We start from the raw sequence: 17,235 nt of genomic DNA, 5'->3' as shown, positions 1-17,235 counted from the left end.
CAGATCATGTACATCTGGTCGTAATAGTCCCGCCGAAAATCTCGATATCAACTCTAATGGGGCATCTGAAAGGTCGCAGCGCAATCAGACTCTACAATCGTTTCCCACACATAAGAAAGAAGCTATGGGGCAACCACTTTTGGTCACGTGGCTACTTTGTAGATTCTGTCGGTGTGAACGAGGAAATTATCAGACGATATGTGAGGCATCAGGAGAAAACGGAACAAATACATGAACAGCAAATGGAATTGCTAGAGTAGTAAGCGGAAAGTGACAATAGCCCCCCTTACAGGGGGCATTCTCAAAAGCCACCTTCTAAGAAGGTGGTCTTTTACTAGTTGTTCTGATAAATATCTTTATAGAGTCGGCTCTCAAAGCGTACCAGCGGGATCCGTCGATTACGTTGGTCCGCGGGCTCAACCGCATAACTGGACAGATATTGTACAAAGGCCATCCGCTGACCGCTGGCAGTGGTGATAAAGCCCGCCAGATTATAAACACCTTGCAGCGAGCCCGTTTTTGCCGAGACTTTGCCATCCACGCCTGCCTGGTGTAAACCCGCACGATACTGCAGAGAGCCGTCGTAGCCCGCCAGCGGTAGCATTGAGATAAAATTGAGTTCCGTATCATGCTGCGCAATGTATTGAAGCACCTGCATCATCGTGGCCGGTGCCAGCAAGTTGTGTCGCGACAGGCCGGAGCCATCGGCAATGATCGTATTGCCAAGGTCAACGCCAGCTTGCTGGCGCAGGATCTGCCGTACCGCATCGGATCCGGCGCGCCATGTGCCTGGCACACCAAAGCGCGCATGCCCGATCATGCGGAATACGGTATCAGCAATCATATTGTCCGACTTTTTTAGCATGATCTTCAGCAGATCGTGCAGCGGGGCGGATTGTTTACTCGCAATGATCGTACCGGGTTGATTTTCTTGCGTTTGGCGCAGTAAGGTGCCGGTGTACGTGATCCCGGCTTCTTTCAGTTCATCTTTGAGGATCGCCCCGGCATAGCTGGCGCCATCCTGAATAGCGAAAGCCAGTGGTAACGGATCGGCTCTCTGCGGAAGACAGCCGGTTAACGTGAAACGATTGAGATCGCCCGGCACCACATCCAGTTCGCAATACTGGGCATCCGACGAACCTCGTGTCAGCGTTCGCACCTGACTAAACATGTTCACCGGGTAGTATGACGCCACGCGAATATAGGCCAAATCGCCAGGTTTCTGGGCGCTGTACAGCGAAATTGAAAAGCAGTTACGATCGATAATTGCCGCAGCGGGCGGAGCGCTGAAGCATTGCGTCATATCATTCCATGGCCAACCGGGGGCTTTATCATGGCTGGCGAAAATGGACGTATCGATTAAGACATTACCGTCGATTTTCTGCACGCCTGACTTTTTTAGCGCGGCAACCATATTGCGCAGATCCTGGCGTTTTAGTGTCGGATCGCCGCCAAATCGTGCAATTAAGTCACCTTTTAATACGCTATTATCGACGGAACCCTTGCTTTCCAGCGTGGTGGTGAAGCGAAAATCCGGCCCGAGTTGCAGCAGGGCCGCCAGCGCGGTGATCACTTTTTGCGTACTTGCCGGCAGCGCCATTTGTTTACCGTGATAATCAATCTCGGGGGTCTGGCTGCCAACTTTTTGCACCATCAGCGCAAGATTCGCACCGTCCGGGAGCTGATTGATGTATTCGTCGACATTCGCAGCCTGAACATTCAAGGCTATACTGGTGGTCAATCCGATGATAAAGCTGGAAAATCGCATAATCTCGCGCTAAGAACCTGGAAACAAGCCGTCATACTACGGCGCATCGACCCGGAAAGTAAACGATGACCCATAGTGAACTTCCGGGTAAAATACGTATCAAATTGAAAAATTGCTGCTGACCTGGGGCTTTGTCCCCGGGTCAGTTTTCTTTTGCTTCTGCCCGGCGGTATACGCCTGTAATCGGGTGGATAGAGAGCTGCCGGGGCAGGACAACCTGCTCCTTACAGGAATGTTCAAGAGGTATAACAAATGCAAGCTATTCCGATGACCTTACGTGGTGCTGAAAAATTGCGCGAAGAACTGGAATTTCTGAAATCCGTTCGTCGCCCTGAAATTATCGCCGCTATCGCGGAAGCCCGCGAACATGGCGACCTGAAAGAGAACGCGGAATATCATGCGGCGCGCGAACAGCAAGGTTTTTGCGAAGGCCGTATCAAAGATATCGAAGCGAAATTGTCTAATGCGCAGGTTATCGATATTTCGAAGATGCCGAAGAGTGGACGCGTGATTTTTGGTTCGACCGTCACAGTCCTGAACCTGGATAACGACGAAGAGCAAACTTACCGCATTGTTGGCGATGATGAAGCTGATTTTAAACAGAATCTCATTTCCGTTAACTCGCCGATTGCTCGCGGCCTTGTGGGCAAAGAGCAGGATGATGTGGTTGTGATCCGTACGCCTGGTGGCGAAGTCGAATACGAAATCGTCAAAGTAGAATATCTCTGATTGCTGCATTTGCAGTAATTGTTGACGTATTGTAAAGAAAAGAAAAAGGCCGCATTGCGGCCTTTCAACAACACCTGGAGCGTGGCATTTTGCACCTCTGCTGGCGGAAACCCCTCGTTTTACACAGATCTTGTGTTCAATTCAGGATATTCTTAGCGTGGCAGCGCGATTTTACGCTCCGCGGTTGGGCGATAAAGCACCAGCGTTTTACCGATGACCTGTACGTTGCAGGCGCCGGTTTCGCGAACGATAGCTTCCACAATCAAGGTCTTAGTTTCTCTGTCTTCAGAGGCGATCTTCACCTTGATAAGTTCATGGTGCTCTAACGCTTGTTCAATCTCGGCCAGTACCCCTTCGGTCAAACCATTATTGCCAAGCATAACTACAGGCTTGAGCGGATGTGCCAGACCTTTCAGGTGCTGTTTTTGTTTAGTACTCAGATTCATCGTATATTTTGCTTACGTTGGGATTGAAAACGGTTCATTCTACCGCCATCTCCACTGTATCGCCAAATTGCACGTCGAAATTTATCGATGTCGACGATGAACCCGGATGGAAAGTTAAATGACAGGTAAAAAGCGTTCTGCCAGCTCGAGCCGCTGGCTTCAGGAACACTTTAGCGATAAATATGTTCAACAGGCGCAGAAAAAAGGGTTGCGTTCCCGTGCCTGGTTTAAACTTGATGAAATACAGCAAAGTGACAAACTTTTTAAACCGGGGATGACGATTGTTGACCTTGGTGCGGCACCCGGTGGATGGTCGCAGTATGCGGTCACCCAAATCGGGGGCAACGGTCGTATTATCGCTTGCGATCTTTTACCGATGGATCCAATCGTCGGTGTGGACTTCCTTCAGGGCGATTTTCGTGATGAATTAGTCCTGAAAGCGTTACTGGATCGCGTAGGTGACAGTAAAGTGCAGGTTGTCATGTCAGACATGGCGCCGAACATGAGTGGAACGCCGGCAGTAGATATTCCCCGCTCTATGTACCTGGTAGAGCTGGCGCTGGAAATGTGCCGCGACGTGTTGGCGCCTGGCGGTAGTTTTTTAGTGAAGGTGTTTCAGGGCGAAGGTTTCGATGAGTACCTGACGGAAATTCGCTCCCTGTTTACGAAAGTGAAAGTGCGTAAACCGGACTCTTCGCGTGCGCGTTCTCGCGAAGTGTACATTGTAGCGACCGGGCGAAAATGATACCTCGTTGATTTCGGCCTTTGGTTTGAAAGAAACGGGATATGTTGTATCCTGACGCTGTTTTTAACACAGTTGTAATATGAGGTTAATCCCTTGAGTGACATGGCGAAAAACCTAATACTCTGGCTGGTCATTGCCGTCGTGCTGATGTCAGTATTCCAGAGCTTTGGGCCCAGCGAGTCTAATGGCCGTAAGGTGGATTATTCTACCTTCCTGCAAGAGGTCAACCAGGACCAGGTTCGCGAAGCGCGTATCAACGGACGTGAGATCAACGTTACCAAGAAAGATAGTAACCGTTACACGACTTACATCCCGGTCAACGATCCAAAACTGCTCGACAACCTGCTGACGAAAAACGTCAAGGTTGTGGGTGAACCACCTGAAGAGCCGAGTCTGCTGGCTAACATCTTCATTTCCTGGTTCCCGATGCTGCTGTTGATTGGGGTCTGGATTTTCTTTATGCGCCAGATGCAGGGCGGCGGTGGCAAAGGTGCCATGTCGTTCGGTAAGAGCAAGGCGCGGATGCTTACGGAAGATCAGATCAAAACCACTTTCGCCGATGTTGCTGGTTGCGACGAAGCGAAAGAAGAAGTTGGCGAACTGGTTGAGTACTTACGTGAGCCGAGCCGTTTCCAGAAACTGGGCGGTAAAATCCCGAAAGGCGTCCTGATGGTTGGGCCGCCTGGGACCGGTAAAACACTGCTGGCGAAAGCCATCGCCGGTGAAGCGAAAGTCCCGTTCTTCACGATTTCTGGTTCTGATTTCGTTGAAATGTTCGTTGGTGTGGGTGCCTCCCGCGTACGTGACATGTTCGAACAGGCGAAGAAGGCAGCACCGTGCATTATCTTTATTGATGAAATCGATGCCGTAGGTCGCCAGCGTGGCGCAGGTCTGGGCGGTGGTCACGATGAACGTGAACAGACACTGAACCAGATGCTGGTTGAGATGGATGGCTTTGAAGGTAATGAAGGCATTATTGTTATCGCCGCAACTAACCGCCCGGATGTGCTTGACCCTGCATTACTGCGTCCTGGTCGCTTTGACCGTCAGGTTGTGGTCGGTCTGCCGGACGTTCGTGGTCGCGAGCAGATCCTGAAAGTGCATATGCGCCGTGTTCCGCTCTCTCCGGATATTGATGCGGCAATCATTGCGCGTGGTACCCCAGGCTTCTCGGGTGCAGATTTAGCTAACCTGGTGAACGAAGCGGCGCTGTTTGCCGCACGCGGTAACAAGCGCGTTGTTTCGATGGTTGAGTTCGAAAAAGCGAAAGACAAAATCATGATGGGTGCGGAACGTCGCTCCATGGTGATGACGGAAGCGCAAAAAGAGTCGACTGCATACCACGAAGCAGGGCATGCGATTATTGGTCGTCTGGTGCCGGAACATGATCCGGTGCACAAAGTGACGATTATTCCGCGTGGCCGCGCGTTGGGTGTAACTTTCTTCCTGCCGGAAGGGGATGCAATTAGCGCCAGCCGTCAGAAACTGGAAAGTCAGATCTCCACGTTGTACGGCGGTCGTCTGGCGGAAGAGATTATCTACGGTGTGGAACATGTTTCTACTGGTGCGTCGAACGACATTAAAGTCGCAACGAACCTGGCGCGTAACATGGTCACTCAATGGGGCTTCTCTGACAAACTTGGCCCGCTGTTGTATGCGGAAGAAGAAGGCGAAGTTTTCCTTGGCCGTTCCGTCGCGAAAGCGAAACATATGTCCGATGAAACCGCGCGTATCATCGACCAGGAAGTGAAAGCGCTGATTGAACGTAACTACAATCGTGCACGTCAGCTTCTGAATGACAACATGGATATCCTGCATGCAATGAAAGATGCTCTGATGAAATATGAGACCATCGATGCACCGCAGATTGATGACCTGATGTCGCGTCGTGACGTACGTCCGCCTGCGGGCTGGGAAGAGCCAGGTGCGAATAATTCTGACAATAATGGTACGCCGCGTGCGCCACGTCCGGTTGATGAACCACGTACGCCGAACCCCGGTAATACCATGTCAGAGCAGTTGGGCGACAAATAAGTTATCCACCGTTGATGACCTGTTCTTCTTCTAAAACCCCGGGCTTGCTCCGGGGTTTTTCTTTACTGTTTAACCACGTAATTATCAGGGTTTTTTAGACATGAAACTCCATGCCCAGGGCACCACGCTCGATCTGTCTCATCCTCATGTGATGGGCATCCTCAATGTCACGCCAGACTCGTTCTCGGACGGCGGAACGCACAACACGCTGATTGAGGCCGTCAAGCACGCCAATCTGATGATCAATGCAGGCGCGACTATTGTGGATATTGGCGGCGAGTCTACACGCCCCGGCGCTGCGGACGTCAGCGTGGAAGAGGAGCTGGAGCGTGTTATTCCTGTTGTTGAAGCCATTGCACAGCGCTTTGAAGTGTGGATTTCTGTTGATACATCCAAGCCAGAGGTTATCCGCGAATCGGCACGGGCAGGGGCGCATATCATCAACGATATTCGTTCGCTAACTGAACCTGGCGCACTGGAAGCGGCTGCGCAAACGGGCCTTCCCGTCTGTCTGATGCACATGCAAGGGCAGCCCAAAACGATGCAGGAAGCACCGAAATATGATGATGTCTATACCGATGTGAACCGCTTTTTTGTTGAACATATTGCGCGCTGTGAGCAAGCTGGTATTGCAAAAGAGAAATTGTTACTCGACCCGGGATTCGGTTTCGGTAAGAATCTCTCCCACAATTATGCGCTGCTTGCCCGGCTTGCCGAATTTCATCATTTTGGTCTGCCTCTGTTGGTGGGAATGTCACGGAAATCCATGATCGGTCAGTTGTTGAATGTCGGTCCTTCCGAGCGTTTAAGTGGCAGCCTCGCCTGTGCAGTTATTGCTGCGATGCAGGGTGCGCAAATTATTCGTGTTCACGATGTAAAAGAAACCGTAGAGGCTATGCGGGTGGTGGAAGCCACACTGTCAGCGAAGGAAAATAAGCGTTATGAGTAACCGTAAATATTTTGGCACCGATGGCATTCGTGGCCGTGTTGGCGACGCACCGATCACCCCTGATTTTGTTCTGAAGCTGGGCTGGGCCGCAGGCAAGGTTCTCGCTCGCCATGGTTCGCGTAAGATAATTATTGGCAAAGATACTCGCATATCCGGCTATATGCTGGAGTCTGCACTGGAAGCGGGCTTGGCGGCTGCCGGGCTTTCGGCTTCGTTCACCGGCCCCATGCCGACGCCAGCGGTGGCCTATCTGACGCGCACGTTTCGTGCCGAAGCGGGGATCGTGATTTCCGCGTCGCACAATCCTTTCTATGACAATGGCATCAAATTTTTCTCTATCGATGGCACCAAGCTGCCGGATGCCGTTGAAGAAGCCATTGAAGCTGAAATGGAAAAAGAGCTGACCTGCGTGGATTCCGCTGAGCTGGGTAAAGCCAGCCGTATTGTTGACGCAGCTGGCCGCTATATTGAGTTCTGCAAAGCCACATTCCCTAACGAACTGAGCCTCAATGAGCTGAAAATTGTGGTTGATTGCGCGAACGGTGCGACTTACCACATTGCGCCAAATGTATTCCGTGAACTGGGCGCAAAAGTTATCCCGATGGGCTGCGAGCCGGATGGGGTGAATATTAATGAGAAATGCGGCGCGACTGACGTTGCCGCGTTACAGCAGCGTGTTCTCGCAGAAAAAGCCGATCTGGGGATTGCATTTGACGGTGACGGCGATCGCGTCATCATGGTTGATCACCTGGGGAATAAAGTCGATGGCGATCAAATCATGTATATCATTGCGCGTGAAGGGTTGCGCCAGGGCCAGCTGCGCGGTGGCGCGGTCGGTACCCTGATGAGCAATATGGGGCTGGAAGTGGCGTTGAAGCAACTGGGCATTCCGTTTACCCGTGCGAAAGTCGGTGACCGTTATGTGCTGGAAAAAATGCAGGAAAAAGGCTGGCGCATTGGGGCGGAAAACTCCGGGCATGTGATTCTGCTTGATAAAACGACCACTGGCGACGGTATTGTTGCGGGGCTGCAGGTGGTTGCCGCGATGGTCCGCAACCATATGTCTCTGCACGATCTTTGCAGCGGCATGAAAATGTTTCCGCAGGTGCTGGTTAATGTGCGCTTCACGGCAGGCAATGGCGACCCGCTAGAAGATGATACGGTCAAAGCAGTGACGGCGGAAGTTGAAGCGACGCTCGGTAACCGTGGTCGCGTGTTGCTGCGTAAGTCAGGTACTGAGCCGCTTATTCGCGTGATGGTTGAGGGCGAAGATGAAGCGCAGGTAACAGCACTGGCAAATCGCATTGCGGATGCGGTGAAAGCGGTATAACCGGGTGTTAAGTGTTTAAAAAGGCGGCTATTGCTGCCTTTTTATCAGGCGAAGATCGCAGTTTTGCTGTTTTTTTCCGCACTTGATAAAATGCGCTGAAATTGCCCTTGCGAAGGTCATTCGCTTTGGTTAGTATTCACACCCGCTTCAGTGGGAAAGCAAGAAACCTCCCACGATTATTGGTTTGAAGCATTGGCTGCGGCAACCCCGCAAGGAACAGGTTGATTATGTACGAAGCTCTTTTAGTTTTTTTCCTTATTGTAGCGCTGGCTCTTGTGGGTCTGATTATGCTGCAGCAAGGTAAAGGCGCTGACATGGGAGCCTCCTTTGGCGCTGGCGCGTCTGGTACGCTGTTCGGTTCAAGTGGTTCGGGTAACTTTATGACCCGTATGACTGCTGTACTGGCAACACTGTTCTTTATTATTAGCCTGGTGCTGGGCAACATTAACAGCAACAAAACCAATAAAGGAAGCGAGTGGGAAAATCTGAGTGCTCCGGCTAAAACTGAGCAGACTCAGCCAGCAGCGCCGGCTAAGCCGACCAGCGATATCCCGCATTAATCAGTAAGTCGTGCCGAGGTGGTGGAATTGGTAGACACGCTACCTTGAGGTGGTAGTGCCCGATTGGGCTTACGGGTTCAAGTCCCGTCCTCGGTACCAATATTCCAAAAAAAAGACATCGAAAGATGTCTTTTTTTTCGTCTGTATTCCGGGAAAATGATGACCATCGATGGTCCTTTTTTTCTTGTCACGTACGGCTTCAGAATCTGTATTTCACACCTTTTCTTTTCATCCTGGCTCTCTGCATCTGTAAAAAACGAGGATCTCTTATTTATTGCTGCGCTGATTTTAGGCCAGGGTCATATTGTGCAAACCAATACCGGACTCAATGAACATCGTTTTTCTCTCCTATTCTCGAAAGAAGTTGTGCATTACGACAGGGCACTACAACGGGGGGATTAACACAATAAAAAAGGCCCATGATGAACATGAGCCTTTTTTCGGCAGATACCGACGATGAACCGCAGGCTGCTTTAATTCAGCAGAAACGGTTATTTCTTGTCACTGTTTTCCAGATTCTCAACCTGCGGCAAACCGTTGCCGGAATTGGCTGACAATAAACCCGTTTGCACATAATTAAACAGTTTTTCACGGGTATCGGTAATATCAAGATTACGCATAGTCAGTTGCCCGATACGGTCGTCTGGTGAGAACACCGATTCACCTTTTTCCATGGTCAGACGTTCTGCTTTATAAGTGAGGTTGTCGGAAACGGTATTCAGGATTGAATAGTCGTTACCACGACGCAACTCCAGTGTCACTTCACCGGTAATGGCGCTTGCCACCCAGCGTTGCAGAGAATCACGCAACATCAGAGCTTGTGGATCAAACCAGCGGCCCTGATACAGTAAACGACCCAGTTGGCGACCGTGTGCATGATACTGTTCAATGGTATCTTCGTTATGGATACCGGTTAACAGACGCTCATAGGCGATATGCAATAGCGCCATCCCAGGGGCTTCGTAAATGCCGCGGCTTTTCGCTTCAATGATGCGGTTTTCAATCTGGTCGCTCATACCCAGGCCGTGACGCCCACCGATACGGTTTGCTTCCAGCATCAGCTCAACATCATCAGCGAACGTTTTACCATTCAGCGCAACCGGGTGACCGCGCTCAAAACGAACGGTGACTTCTTCAGCCTGGATTTTGACGTTTTCGTCCCAGAACTTAACACCCATGATCGGATTGACGATTTTCACGCTGGAATTCAGGAACTCGAGGTCTTTTGCTTCGTGCGTGGCACCCAGCATGTTGGAGTCCGTTGAATATGCTTTCTCGGCAGACATTTTGTAGTCGAAACCGGAAGCAGTCATGAATTCGGACATTTCCTGACGCCCACCCAACTCATCAATAAAGTCAGTATCCAGCCACGGTTTGTAAATTTTCAGTTCGGCATTAGTCAGCAGGCCGTAACGATAGAAACGTTCGATATCGTTTCCTTTATAAGTACTGCCGTCGCCCCAAATATTCACGCCATCTTCTTTCATTGCGGCAACCAGCATCGTGCCTGTTACCGCACGTCCCAGCGGTGTGGTATTGAAATAAGTCAGGCCACCTGTGGTATTGTGGAATGCGCCACACTGAATAGCAGCAATACCTTCTGCAACCAGCTGTTTGCGGCAGTCGATCAGGCGAGCATTTTCGGCACCGTATTCTTTCGCACGACGGGGGATCGCGTCGTAATCATCCTCATCCGGCTGACCCAGATTTGCCGTATATGCATAAGGAACCGCGCCTTTTTGGCGCATCCACAGCAGTGCCGCACTGGTGTCCAGACCGCCAGAGAAAGCGATGCCGATACGTTGACCTGCGGGAAGATGCTTGAGAATCGTCGTCATAAAAAAATCCCTGCTTGATAGACCTGTGGAGACAGACTTTACAGCTGCGCCATCATGTTTGTGCCATCCACCAGATACTTATTAATGAATGGTTATGCAAAATAAATGAGTTTTCATTTAATCATCTTTTGACGTTGACCGAAAGAGAAGAGTGCAATTTTCATCGGATTAATGCTGCAATGTATCGATGGGGCATGCCATCCCTTCATTTATAATGTGCATACGTGCATGCGCACGAGATGCTAATGCCTGCTGTTGACAGACGGTTATGTTTATCAATATACTTCAGGCCGATTTTACGTCCCGTCTTCGGTACCAAATCCCAGCATTATTTGCAAATTAGCTCTCAAACGAGTAGAGTTTGTCACGTTTCAGGCGCGGGGTGGAGCAGCCTGGTAGCTCGTCGGGCTCATAACCCGAAGGTCGTCGGTTCAAATCCGGCCCCCGCAACCACTTTCCCTAAGTGTTTTTTTTCAAATATACTATGAAGACTTAACGCCTTCGTAGCCGGATTTGAAAAAAACACTCACGGAAGGTTCTCCAGGCTGTATTTGCAGCTATAGGGTTCAGTTATTTAAAGCCCCGACTTATCGGGGTTTTTTGTTATCTGACTACGGAATAACTGGGCTATACGCCCTTTTTTTATGTCTTGGGGGTGGACTTGTCCACATTAGAGCAAAAGTTAACAGAGATGGTTACTGCGCCAGTTGAAGCACTGGGCTATGAACTGGTCGGTATCGAGTTTATACGTGGGCGCACATCGACGCTGCGCATCTATATTGATAGTGAAGATGGCATCAATGTTGATGATTGCGCTGATGTCAGCCACCAGGTCAGTGCGGTATTGGACGTAGAAGATCCCATTACCGTCGCTTACAACCTGGAAGTGTCTTCACCAGGTCTTGAGCGTCCTTTGTTTACGGCTGCGCACTATACGCGTTTTAAGGGCGAAGAAGTCTCGCTGGTCCTTCGCATGGCGGTACAGAATCGCCGCAAATGGCAGGGCATCATCAAAGATGTTGATGGCGAGATGATCACCGTTACGGTCGAAGGTAAAGATGAAGTGTTCGCATTGAGCAACATTCAGAAAGCGAACCTGGTCCCCCACTTTTAACAGTCTGGATTGAGGTGAAAGGCCCCCAATGAACAAAGAAATTTTGGCTGTTGTTGAAGCTGTCTCTAATGAAAAGTCGCTTCCGCGTGAAAAAATTTTTGAAGCGCTGGAAAGTGCTTTGGCTACAGCAACCAAGAAAAAATATGAACAAGAGATCGATGTGCGTGTAAGCATCGATCGCAAAAGCGGTGATTTCGATACATTCCGTCGCTGGCTTGTCGTTGAAGAAGTGACTCAGCCAACGCGCGAAATCACTCTGGAAGCGGCACGTTACGAAGATGAGAGCTTGAACGTTGGCGACTACGTTGAAGATCAGATCGAATCCGTAACCTTTGACCGCATTACAACGCAAACCGCTAAGCAAGTAATCGTACAGAAAGTTCGTGAAGCTGAACGTGCGATGGTGGTTGATCAGTTCCGCGAGCACGAAGGCGAAATCATCACTGGCGTAGTGAAAAAAGTGAACCGCGACAACATCTCGCTCGATCTTGGTAACAATGCTGAAGCCGTGATTCTGCGTGAAGATATGCTGCCGCGCGAAAACTTCCGTCCGGGTGACCGCATTCGTGGCGTACTGTATGCCGTGCGCCCTGAAGCGCGTGGTGCACAGCTGTTCGTCACCCGTTCCAAACCGGAAATGCTGATCGAACTGTTCCGCATTGAAGTGCCGGAAATTGGCGAAGAAGTGATTGAAATTAAAGCCGCTGCCCGCGATCCGGGTTCACGTGCCAAAATCGCAGTAAAAACTAACGATAAGCGTATCGATCCGGTCGGCGCTTGTGTTGGTATGCGCGGCGCGCGTGTTCAGGCGGTTTCTACCGAGCTTGGTGGCGAGCGTATTGATATTGTGCTGTGGGATGACAACCCGGCGCAATTCGTTATCAACGCGATGGCACCGGCTGACGTTGCCTCTATCGTCGTGGATGAAGATAAACACACGATGGATATCGCTGTTGAAGCGGGTAACCTGGCGCAGGCGATCGGCCGTAATGGTCAAAACGTGCGTCTTGCGTCTCAACTGAGCGGCTGGGAACTCAACGTAATGACCGTTGAAGACCTGCAATCTAAGCATCAGGCTGAAGCGCACGCAGCGATCGATACCTTCACCCGTTATCTGGATATTGACGAAGATTTCGCCACTGTTCTGGTCGAAGAAGGTTTCTCTACGCTGGAAGAACTGGCCTATGTGCCTATCAAAGAGCTGCTGGAAATCGACGGTCTGGATGAAGACACCGTTGAAGCCCTGCGTGATCGCGCGAAGAATGCGCTGACCACTCTGGCACTGGCGCAGGAAGAAAGCCTTAGCGATAAAGCACCGGCTGAAGACCTGTTGAATTTGGAAGGTTTGGATCGCGCACTGGCTTTCAAACTGGCTGCTCGTGGTGTTTGTACGCTGGAAGACCTCGCTGAGCAAGGCGTGGATGACCTGAGTGATATCGAAGGTTTAACCGACGAGAAAGCAGGTGAGCTCATCATGGCCGCACGTAATATTTGCTGGTTTGGTGACGAAGCGTAATAAACTGTAGCAGGAAGGAACAGCATGACAGATGTAACCGTAAAAACGCTGGCCGCTGAGATTCAGACCTCTGTGGACCGCCTGGTACAGCAATTTGCTGACGCAGGGATCCGCAAGTCCTCTGAAGATTCAGTGACGGCACAAGAAAAGCAGACGCTATTAGCGCACCTGAACCGTGAACACGGTGCCGGGCCTGATAAGCTGACGCTGCAGCGCAAAACGCGCAGCACATTAAGTATTCAGGGCACCGGTGGTAAAAGTAAATCGGTGCAGATCGAAGTCCGTAAAAAACGCACCTTTGTAAAACGCGATCCACAAGAGGCTGAACGTCTCGCTGCGGAAGAAGAGGCGATGCGTGAAGCGGAAGAGAAGGCCCGTCGTGAAGCGCAGGAAGCCGCTGAACGCGAAGCCGAGGAAAAAGCAAAGCGTGACGCCGAAAGCCGTGTGAAACGTGAAGCCGAAGAAAAAGCTAAACGCGAACATGCTGAAAACGCAAAACGCGAGGCTGCGGAAAATAGCAAAGTGAGCAACCAACAATCTGACGAAATGACCAGGACAGCCCAGGCGGAAAAAGCTCGCCGTGAATCCGAAGCGCAAGAACTCAAGCGCAAAGCGGAGGAAGAGGCTCGTCGTAAACTGGAAGAAAACGCGCGTCGCGTAGCGGAAGAAGCTCGTCGTATGGCAGAACAGAACGAAAATGGCTGGAGCGCTGGTAGCGATGAAGAAGAAACTACCGGTGATTATCACGTAACCACTTCCCAGCATGCGCGTCAGGCTGAAGATGACAACGACCGTGAAGTTGAAGGCGGGCGTGGTCGCGGTCGCACTGCGAAAGCAGCGCGTCCGAAGAAAGGCAACAAGCACGCTGAAAGTAAAGCCGATCGCGAAGAAGCGCGTGCCGCTGTTCGTGGTGGTAAAGGCGGCAGACAGCGTAAAGGTTCTTCTCTGCAGCAGGGCTTCCAGAAGCCGGTGCAGGCTGTTAACCGTGACGTGGTGATTGGCGAAACCCTGACCGTTGGCGAACTGGCTAACAAAATGGCGGTAAAAGGCTCTCAGGTCATCAAAGCGATGATGAAACTGGGCGCGATGGCCACCATTAACCAGGTTATCGACCAGGAAACCGCACAGCTCGTTGCTGAAGAAATGGGGCACAAAGTCATCCTGCGTCGTGAAAACGAACTGGAAGAAGCGGTAATGAGCGACCGTGATACAGGTGCTGCGGCAGAACCGCGTGCGCCAGTGGTGACCATTATGGGCCACGTTGACCACGGTAAAACCTCTCTGCTTGACTACATTCGTTCGACGAAAGTGGCTTCTGGCGAAGCGGGTGGCATTACTCAGCACATCGGTGCTTACCATGTTGAAACGGACAACGGTATGATCACCTTCCTGGATACCCCAGGTCACGCCGCGTTTACCGCAATGCGTGCCCGTGGTGCTCAGGCAACGGATATCGTGGTGCTGGTTGTTGCTGCAGACGACGGCGTGATGCCGCAGACCATCGAAGCTATCCAGCACGCGAAAGCGGCACAGGTACCGGTGGTAGTCGCTGTGAACAAGATCGATAAACCAGAAGCCGATCCGGATCGCGTTAAAAACGAGCTGACCCAGTACGGGATCATCCCGGAAGAGTGGGGCGGCGAAAGCCAGTTCGTACACGTATCTGCGAAAGCCGGTACCGGTATCGATGAACTGCTTGATGCCATCCTGCTGCAAGCTGAAGTTCTGGAACTGAAAGCCGTGCGTAAAGGGATGGCAAGCGGTGTGGTTATCGAATCCTTCCTGGATAAAGGTCGTGGTCCGGTAGCAACGGTTCTGGTTCGCGAAGGTACGCTGCATAAAGGCGATATCGTGCTGTGTGGTTTTGAGTACGGTCGTGTGCGTGCTATGCGTGACGAATTAGGTCGTGAAGTGAGCGAAGCCGGTCCGTCTATTCCAGTAGAAATTCTCGGTTTGTCCGGTGTTCCTGCTGCGGGTGATGAAGCGACTGTCGTTCGTGACGAGAAGAAAGCGCGTGAAGTTGCGCTGTACCGTCAGGGCAAATTCCGCGAAGTTAAACTGGCACGTCAGCAGAAATCCAAACTGGAAAACATGTTTGCCAACATGACCGAAGGTGAAGTTCATGAAGTGAACATCGTCATGAAAGCAGACGTTCAGGGTTCTGTGGAGGCGATTGCCGACTCACTGCTGAAACTGTCTACCGACGAAGTGAAAGTGAAGATCGTTGGCTCCGGCGTCGGTGGGATCACCGAAACCGATGCGACCCTTGCTGCCGCTTCCAACGCCATTCTGGTTGGCTTCAACGTTCGTGCAGATGCCTCTGCGCGCCGCGTAATCGAAGCAGAAAGCCTGGATCTGCGTTACTACTCCGTCATCTATAACCTGATCGACGAAGTGAAAGCGGCGATGAGCGGTATGCTGTCTCCGGAACTGAAACAGCAGATCATCGGTCTGGCGGAAGTTCGTGATGTCTTCAAATCACCGAAATTTGGCGCCATCGCAGGCTGTATGGTTACCGAAGGTGTGGTTAAACGTCACAACCCGATCCGCGTACTGCGTGACAACGTGGTTATCTATGAAGGCGAGCTGGAATCCCTGCGTCGCTTCAAAGATGACGTCAACGAAGTGCGTAACGGTATGGAATGTGGTATCGGCGTGAAGAACTACAATGACGTACGTACCGGTGACATGATCGAAGTGTTCGAAATCATTGAGATCCAGCGTACCATCGAGTAATCGACGCGACAGTGTCAGTCATGTAGGCCGGGTAAGCGAAGCGCCACCCGGCAAGAAATATCAAAAGGGGCTACGGCCCCTTTTTAGTCTGGAGAATTATTATGGCGAAAGAATTTGGTCGCCCTCAGCGCGTCGCTCAGGAGCTGCAAAAAGAAATTGCTATCATCTTGCAGCGCGAAATTAAAGATCCGCGTTTAGGCATGATGACCACCGTTTCTGGAGTGGAAGTGTCCCGCGATCTGGCTTACGCCAAAGTGTTTGTGACGTTCCTCAACGACAAAGACGAAGCCTCTGTCAAAGCGGGTATTAAAGCATTGCATGATGCGTCAGGATTTATCCGTACCCTGTTGGGGAAAGCGATGCGTTTGCGTATTGTGCCGGAACTGACCTTCTTCTATGACAACTCGCTGGTAGAAGGGATGCGCATGTCTAATCTCGTAACAAGCGTTGTGAAACACGATGACGAGCGTCGGGTGAATCCGGACGACAGCAAGGAGGACTGATGAGTCGTCCTCGTCGTCGCGGTCGCGATGTGCATGGCGTGTTGCTGCTGGATAAACAGCAAGGCGCGTCCAGCAATGATGTCTTGCAAAAAGTGAAGCGCCTCTATAATGCCAACCGCGCCGGGCATACTGGCGCGCTGGATCCGCTGGCCACCGGCATGCTGCCGATTTGTCTGGGTGAAGCGACGAAATTCTCTCAATATTTGCTGGATTCTGATAAACGCTATCGGGTGATTGCTCGCCTTGGTCAGCGTACGGATACCTCGGATGCAGATGGGCAGATTGTTGAAGAACGCCCGCTGACGTTCACCGCAGAGCAACTGGCGGCGGCGTTGGAAAGTTTCCGCGGTGATACGCAACAGATCCCGTCGATGTATTCTGCGTTGAAGTATCAAGGAAAGAAGCTCTACGAATATGCGCGCCAGGGGATTGACGTCCCGCGTGAGGCCCGGCCAATCACGGTTTATGAGCTGCTGTTTATACGCCATGAAGGTAATGAACTTGAGTTGGAAATTCATTGCTCGAAGGGGACGTATATCCGCACGATCGTTGATGATCTTGGCGAGAAACTCGGTTGCGGCGCACACGTTATTTACCTGCGTCGTCTGGCGGTGAGTAAGTACCCCGTCGAGCGAATGGTCACGCTTGAACAGTTACTTGAACTGGTGGAGCAGGCTGAGCAGCAGGCTATTCCGGCGGCGCAATTATTGGATCCCTTGCTCATGCCGATGGACAGCCCTGCGTCTGATTTCCCGGTTGTTAATATTCCGTCCGTTGTGGCTGCGTACTTTAAAAACGGTCAGCCGGTGCGTACATCGGCCGCACCAAAAGAGGGGCTGGTACGCGTGACAGAAGGTGACGAAGCGAAATTCATCGGCATGGGTGAAATTGACGATGAAGGCCGCATTGCACCGCGTCGTCTGGTTGTGGAGTATCCTGCCGTATAACGGCCTCTCCTTGCGGGAAG

Annotated in this window: 15 protein-coding genes and 2 tRNA genes; 14 read left to right on the top strand and 3 right to left on the bottom strand. The window is 51.4% G+C overall.

The annotated features are described in order from the left end of the window. Positions 1-260, top strand: a 260-nt coding sequence (tnpA, locus tag GA0061071_RS20735) for an IS200/IS605 family transposase (protein ID WP_139109687.1), incomplete at its 5' end; no start/stop codon positions are given. A gap of 74 nt (positions 261-334) precedes the next feature. Here the strand turns inward: tnpA and dacB are convergent. Then, complete coding sequence (gene dacB, locus GA0061071_RS20730) at positions 335-1,768, bottom strand: serine-type D-Ala-D-Ala carboxypeptidase (protein WP_088237670.1); 1,434 nt, start codon at positions 1,766-1,768, stop codon at positions 335-337. A gap of 252 nt (positions 1,769-2,020) precedes the next feature. On the opposite strand from dacB, the gene greA reads away from it, so the two are divergent. After that, positions 2,021-2,497 carry a transcription elongation factor GreA gene (greA, locus tag GA0061071_RS20725; protein WP_061493012.1) on the top strand — a complete coding sequence of 159 codons (477 nt, stop codon included), beginning with the start codon at positions 2,021-2,023 and terminating at the stop codon, positions 2,495-2,497. Between the two features lie 152 nt (positions 2,498-2,649). On the opposite strand, the gene yhbY is transcribed toward greA, so the two are convergent. Further along, positions 2,650-2,943 (bottom strand): ribosome assembly RNA-binding protein YhbY, encoded by a 294-nt coding sequence (gene yhbY, locus GA0061071_RS20720; RefSeq protein WP_061493013.1) that lies wholly within the window; start codon positions 2,941-2,943, stop codon positions 2,650-2,652. A 118-nt stretch (positions 2,944-3,061) separates the two neighbouring features. On the opposite strand from yhbY, the gene rlmE reads away from it, so the two are divergent. The 6 genes from rlmE (at position 3,062) to GA0061071_RS20690 (ending at position 8,660) form a co-directional block, all read left to right on the top strand. After that, positions 3,062-3,688, top strand: coding sequence for a 23S rRNA (uridine(2552)-2'-O)-methyltransferase RlmE (gene rlmE, locus GA0061071_RS20715; protein ID WP_061493014.1), 627 nt, complete (start codon positions 3,062-3,064; stop codon positions 3,686-3,688). A gap of 102 nt (positions 3,689-3,790) precedes the next feature. Continuing rightward, positions 3,791-5,722, top strand: a complete 1,932-nt coding sequence (gene ftsH / locus GA0061071_RS20710; protein WP_061493015.1) for an ATP-dependent zinc metalloprotease FtsH — start codon at positions 3,791-3,793, stop codon at positions 5,720-5,722. 100 nt (positions 5,723-5,822) lie between these two features. After that, positions 5,823-6,671: a dihydropteroate synthase gene (gene folP, locus GA0061071_RS20705; protein WP_061493016.1), complete on the top strand. Its 849-nt coding sequence runs from the start codon at positions 5,823-5,825 to the stop codon at positions 6,669-6,671. Then, positions 6,664-8,001 (top strand): phosphoglucosamine mutase, encoded by a 1,338-nt coding sequence (gene glmM, locus GA0061071_RS20700; protein WP_061493017.1) that lies wholly within the window; start codon positions 6,664-6,666, stop codon positions 7,999-8,001. The genes folP and glmM overlap by 8 nt, the downstream gene beginning before the upstream one ends. A 227-nt stretch (positions 8,002-8,228) precedes the next feature. Next, positions 8,229-8,561 (top strand): preprotein translocase subunit SecG, encoded by a 333-nt coding sequence (gene secG, locus GA0061071_RS20695; RefSeq protein WP_061493018.1) that lies wholly within the window; start codon positions 8,229-8,231, stop codon positions 8,559-8,561. A gap of 12 nt (positions 8,562-8,573) precedes the next feature. Then, positions 8,574-8,660, top strand: a tRNA-Leu gene (locus GA0061071_RS20690). Between the two features lie 392 nt (positions 8,661-9,052). Here the strand turns inward: GA0061071_RS20690 and argG are convergent. Beyond that, complete coding sequence (gene argG / locus GA0061071_RS20680; RefSeq protein WP_061493020.1) at positions 9,053-10,399, bottom strand: argininosuccinate synthase; 1,347 nt, start codon at positions 10,397-10,399, stop codon at positions 9,053-9,055. Positions 10,400-10,775: 376 nt separating this feature from the next. On the opposite strand from argG, the gene GA0061071_RS20675 reads away from it, so the two are divergent. The 6 genes from GA0061071_RS20675 to truB all read left to right on the top strand — a co-directional run bounded on the left by GA0061071_RS20675 (position 10,776) and on the right by truB (position 17,215). After that, a tRNA-Met gene (locus GA0061071_RS20675) sits at positions 10,776-10,852 on the top strand. 208 nt (positions 10,853-11,060) lie between these two features. Then, positions 11,061-11,513: a ribosome maturation factor RimP gene (gene rimP / locus GA0061071_RS20670; RefSeq protein WP_061499745.1), complete on the top strand. Its 453-nt coding sequence runs from the start codon at positions 11,061-11,063 to the stop codon at positions 11,511-11,513. 28 nt (positions 11,514-11,541) lie between these two features. Next, complete coding sequence (gene nusA / locus GA0061071_RS20665) at positions 11,542-13,029, top strand: transcription termination factor NusA (RefSeq protein WP_061493021.1); 1,488 nt, start codon at positions 11,542-11,544, stop codon at positions 13,027-13,029. 24 nt (positions 13,030-13,053) lie between these two features. Next, positions 13,054-15,765, top strand: a complete 2,712-nt coding sequence (gene infB, locus GA0061071_RS20660) for a translation initiation factor IF-2 (protein ID WP_061493022.1) — start codon at positions 13,054-13,056, stop codon at positions 15,763-15,765. A gap of 101 nt (positions 15,766-15,866) precedes the next feature. Continuing rightward, positions 15,867-16,268 (top strand): 30S ribosome-binding factor RbfA, encoded by a 402-nt coding sequence (gene rbfA, locus GA0061071_RS20655; RefSeq protein ID WP_061493023.1) that lies wholly within the window; start codon positions 15,867-15,869, stop codon positions 16,266-16,268. Then, a complete protein-coding gene (gene truB / locus GA0061071_RS20650; RefSeq protein WP_088237672.1) occupies positions 16,268-17,215 on the top strand; it encodes a tRNA pseudouridine(55) synthase TruB in 948 nt (315 codons plus the stop codon). Before rbfA ends, truB begins: the two co-directional genes overlap by 1 nt. Positions 17,216-17,235: the final 20 nt, after the last annotated feature.

The sequence above is a fragment of the Kosakonia oryzendophytica genome, from assembly GCF_900094925.1.
GTDB lineage: Bacteria > Pseudomonadota > Gammaproteobacteria > Enterobacterales > Enterobacteriaceae > Kosakonia > Kosakonia oryzendophytica.
The sequence above is the reverse complement of the archived record's forward strand: the minus strand, read 5'-3'. Positions and strand labels throughout refer to the sequence as shown.